This is a genomic window from Streptomyces durbertensis, assembly GCF_014156695.1.
In the GTDB taxonomy this organism is placed as follows: Bacteria; Actinomycetota; Actinomycetes; order Streptomycetales; family Streptomycetaceae; genus Streptomyces; species Streptomyces durbertensis.
Map to the genome: position 1 here is coordinate 1 of NZ_WMLF01000435.1, position 4,562 is coordinate 4,562.

The window sequence follows — 4,562 nt, forward strand, 5'->3', positions numbered from 1 at the left end:
GCTCAGTCATGGCCGCAGGTTCCCGCCGAACCGCAGGATGCGCAATAGTTCCGCCGTTTGCTGGACAATCTGCCCAGCGGACTGGCGGTGGCGCCGGTCCATCTGTACATGATGACCACCACATCCCGGGCCACGGAGAGGCAGGTCCGGAGGTGCGGGTCCGGAGAAGCAGGTCACGGAGAGGGGAACCGCGCATGGGCGTGGACCGACTGGACGGACGACTCATCCAGCTGCTCGCCGACGAGCCGCGCGTCGGAGTGCTGGAGGCGTCCCGGCGGCTGGGCGTCGCCAGGGGCACGGTACAGGCCCGGCTCGACCGGCTTCAGTCCTCCGGGGTGATCCGGGGCTTCGGTCCGGACGTGGACCCGGCGGCGCTCGGCTACCCCGTCACCGCGTTCGCGACGCTGGAGATCAAGCAGGGCCAGGGACAGGACGTCAGGGCGCACCTGGCGACCGTGCCGGAGGTGCTGGAACTCCACACCATCACCGGGCACGGCGACATGCTGTGCCGGCTCGTCGCCCGCTCCAACGCCGACCTGCAGCGTGTCATCGACCGGGTCGTGGGCTTCGCCGGGATCGTGCGGGCGTCCACCGCGATCGTCATGGAGAACCCGGTTCCGCTGCGGATCATCCCCCTGGTCCGGCAGGCCGCCGGCATCTCGCCGCCGCCCGAGGCGCAGGCCGTGGGAAGCGAGGACTGAGGGCGTCGCGCTCGCCGGCGGGCAGAGGCCCAGCAGCTCCGACTCGGCGGCCCGGACTCAGCAGCTCGGGACGGGGCCGCCGTCGTCGAGCGCCTTCAGCGCGTCGACCGCGCCGTTCAGCGTCCGCACCGGGACCAGCCGCAGCCCCTCGGGCAGCTGGGCCTTCGCGACCGCGCACTCGGCCTCCGGCACGAGGAACACCGTCGCGCCGTCGCGCCGCGCGGCCTGCGTCTTCAGCGGCACGCCGCCCACCGGCCCGACCGTGCCGTCGGGCCGGATCGTGCCGGTACCGGCGATCACCCGGCCGCCGGTCAGCTCCCCGCCGCGGCCGTCCCCGTCCAACGTCTCCACCAGGCCGAGCGCGAACAGCAGTCCGGCGCTGGGCCCGCCGATGTCGGACAGCCGCAGCTCCACGTCGACGTCGCCCTCCGAGAGGCGCAACTGCCGCAGTGCCGCGCTCACCGCGGCGTCCTGCGACCTCTCCATCTGCCTGGTGTTGTGCCGTCGGATCTCCGCCGGGGAGTCCCCGGTCGGGTAGACGGCCTCCTTCGGCATCACCGCGCGGTCCCGCGCGAACCAGCCGGAGACCACGTCCGCGAGCCGCACCGGGGTCTCCGGCGTCGTCGCGGCGATCGTGGTCATCAGCAGTCTGCCGTCCTCACCGCGCTCCACCGGCTCCCGGCCGCTGACCGTGATCACCGGCTCGCCGCGGTGCTCGCCGAGCACGTCGGCCGTCACTCCGGGCTGGGCCACCGCGAACGGCAGCGGCGCCAGCGCGGCCACCGCCAGCAGGCCGGCCACCGGGACGGCACACAGCGCGAGGACGGTACGGCGACGGGGCGCGGGGCGAGAACTCACCCCAGCAATCTAGAGCACCCACCGCCACAACCGTGGCCAGGGGAGGCACGCTCCGCGTCGCGGCGACGCTCAGCGCAGGGCGTCGGACACCTCGCGGGCCGCCGCCACCACCCGGTGGCCGATCCGCTCCGGTACGGATTCGGACAGCATCACCACACCCACGCTGCCCTCGATCCCGCTCACCCCGAGCAGCGGCGCCGCCGCGCCACTCGCGCCGGCCTCCAACTCACCGTGGGTCAGCACAAAGCCGCCGTCGGTCAGCAGTTCCTCGGTGGGCACGGCCGAATCGCCGTAGCCGTTGCGCGACACCGACATCCCGCCGGCCGGCTCCGCGCCCGCCGGCTCCAGTTCACGCTGCCGGCCGGCGAGGATCGCCCGCCCCGCCGCGCCCCGGTCCAGCGGATGCCGGAAACCGGTGCGGTAGGCGACGTGGTAGTCCGTCCAACTCGGCTCGACCACGGCGACCGCCAGCGCCTCCTGGCCGTCGACGAGGGTCAGGTGCGCCGTCGCGCCGACCTCCTCGGCCAGTGAGCGCAGCGCCGGCAGCGCGGCCTCCCGCACCAGCGGGTGCACCTGCCGCCCCAAACGCAGCACGCCCAGCCCCACCCGGGCCCGGCCGCCCAGGTCGCGGCGTATCAGGGCGTGCTGCTCCAGGGTGGCCAGCAGTCGGTAGATGACGGTCCGGTTGACACCGAGCCGGTGGGAGAGTTCGGTGACGGTCAGTCCGTGGTCGGTGTCGGCGAGCAGCTTGAGGACGCGTAGTCCCCGGTCGAGCGTCTGAGAAGTCTCCGCGGTCACGACGCCCCCTCCTCGGGTGAGTGGCGGCCTCCGACGACAGTCCGTCGCTGCTGTCCCGTGCGCAGGGCATACCGGGAGGCCACCGGTCGGCGCTTCAGGTCGTACCGGCTGCGCTCCGGGGCGGCGCTGCCACGGGGCGTGTGCGTGTCCGAAACCTAGCGACCCGCTCCGCTTACCGGAAGACTCCGTCCAGAATCCGGGCGACGGGCCGACGGCGAAATGCGACCCCACGCGCCGGTTTGCCGGGAAACTCCCGGCGCGCGGCGCCGCACGCGGACCCCCGGCGTGGCCTGTGCCGCCATCCCGCCACGGCCGCGCTCGTCACCGGCCGCGCTCGTCACCGGCCGCGCTCAGCGCATCCGGGTCGCCCACTCCTGCACCTTGGCGATGCGCTGCCGCAACTGCCCGGCCGTCGCCTCGGCGGCCGGCGGGCCGCCGCACGCCCGGCGCAGCTCGGTGTGGATCACGCCATGCGGCTTCCCGCTCTGGTGCACGTACGCGCCGACCATCGTGTTGAGCTGCCGCCGCAGCTCCAGCAGCTCCTTGTGGGTGACGACCGGCCGCCGCTCGGCGGGGATCTCCGGGAGGTCCGCCTCGGCGTCCGGGCGCTTGCGGCTGTGCGCGATCTGCTTCGCCTGCCGCTTCTGGAGCAGCATCTGCACCTGGTCGGGCTCCAGCAGGCCGGGGATGCCCAGGTAGTCCTGCTCCTCCTCGCTGCCCGGGTGCGCCTGCATGCCGAACTCGGCGCCGTCGTACATCACCCGGTCGAAGACAGCGTCCGACTGCAACGCCTCGAAGGGGAGTTGGTCCTGCTCGCCGGTGTCCTCGTCCTGCTGCCGCTCGGCCTCCTTCAGCAGGTCGGCCTCCTCGGCGTACGGGTCCTCGTCGCCGCCCTTCTTCGGCTTGTCGAGCACGTGGTCGCGCTCGACCTCCATCTCGTGCGCGAAGCCCAGCAGCATCGGGATCGTCGGCAGGAACACCGACGCCGTCTCGCCGCGCCGCCGCGACCGCACGAAGCGGCCCACGGCCTGGGCGAAGAACAGCGGCGTCGAGATCGTCGTCGCGTACACCCCGACCGCCAGACGCGGCACGTCCACGCCCTCCGACACCATCCGCACGGCCACCATCCAGCGGTCGTCGGAGTCGCTGAACTCCTCGATGCGCTTCGAGGCGCCCGGATCGTCGGACAGCACCACGGTCGCCGCCCGCCCGGTGATCTCCCGGATCAGCTTGGCGTAGGCGCGCGCCGAGTCCTGGTCGGCGGCGATCACCAGCGCCCCCGCGTCCGGTATCGCCTTCCGCACCTCCGTCAGCCGCCGGTCCGCCGCCCGCAGCACGCTGGGCATCCACTCGCCGCGCGGGTCCAGCGCGGTCCGCCATGCCTGGGAGATCGCGTCCTTGGTCATCGGCTCGCCGAGCTTGGCCTCGATCTCGTCGCCGGCCTTGGTGCGCCACCGCATGTTGCCGCTGTACGACAGGAAGATCACCGGACGCACGACACCGTCGGCGAGCGCGCTGCCGTAGCCGTAGGTGTAGTCCGCCACCGAGCGGCGGATGCCCTCGCCGTCCTCCGCGTAGCTCACGAACGGGATCGGGTTGGTGTCGGACCGGAACGGCGTACCGGTCAGCGCGAGCCGCCGCGTCGCCGGGTCGAACGCCTCGAAGCACGCCTCGCCCCACGAGCGGGTGTCGCCGGCGTGGTGGATCTCGTCCAGGATGACCAGCGTCTTCCGCTGCTCGCACCGGTTCCGGTGCAGCATCGGCCGCACGCCGACACCCGCGTACGTCACCGCCACGCCGTGGTACTCGCGGCCCACCGGGCCCGCGCTGTACTCCGGGTCCAGCTTGATCCCTATCCGGGCGGCGGCCTCGGCCCACTGCTTCTTCAGATGCTCGGTCGGGGCCACCACGGTGACCTGCTGCACCACGTGGTGGTGCAGCAGCCACGACGCCAGCGTCAGCGCGAACGTCGTCTTACCGGCGCCGGGCGTCGCCACGGCCAGGAAGTCACGCGGCTGCTTCTGCAGGTACAACTCCATCGCGGCCTGCTGCCAGGCACGCAGCTTGCTGGCCGTACCCCAGGGAGCGCGGCCGGGGAACGCCGGGGACAGATGGTGCGAGGTGGTGGTACTCACGGTCTCCGCGGGGCAGGGTCTCGGCTACGACAACCGCGTCAGCCTACCGGCCCCCACCCCCGACCCCGGG

4 protein-coding genes are annotated in these 4,562 nt (G+C 73.1%); 1 reads left to right on the plus strand and 3 read right to left on the minus strand.

Annotated elements, in window-relative coordinates:
- The first annotated feature begins 194 nt into the window (after positions 1–194).
- Positions 195–701 (plus strand): Lrp/AsnC family transcriptional regulator, encoded by a 507-nt coding sequence (locus GL263_RS22095; RefSeq protein WP_182857494.1) that lies wholly within the window; start codon positions 195–197, stop codon positions 699–701.
- 57 nt (positions 702–758) lie between these two features.
- On the opposite strand, the gene GL263_RS22100 is transcribed toward GL263_RS22095, so the two are convergent.
- From GL263_RS22100 to GL263_RS22110, 3 genes are all read right to left on the minus strand, one after another.
- Positions 759–1,559: a S16 family serine protease gene (locus GL263_RS22100; RefSeq protein ID WP_438947988.1), complete on the minus strand. Its 801-nt coding sequence runs from the start codon at positions 1,557–1,559 to the stop codon at positions 759–761.
- Positions 1,560–1,628: 69 nt separating this feature from the next.
- Positions 1,629–2,357: an IclR family transcriptional regulator gene (locus GL263_RS22105; protein ID WP_182857495.1), complete on the minus strand. Its 729-nt coding sequence runs from the start codon at positions 2,355–2,357 to the stop codon at positions 1,629–1,631.
- Between the two features lie 350 nt (positions 2,358–2,707).
- Positions 2,708–4,492, minus strand: a complete 1,785-nt coding sequence (locus GL263_RS22110; RefSeq protein ID WP_182857496.1) for a DEAD/DEAH box helicase — start codon at positions 4,490–4,492, stop codon at positions 2,708–2,710.
- Positions 4,493–4,562: the final 70 nt, after the last annotated feature.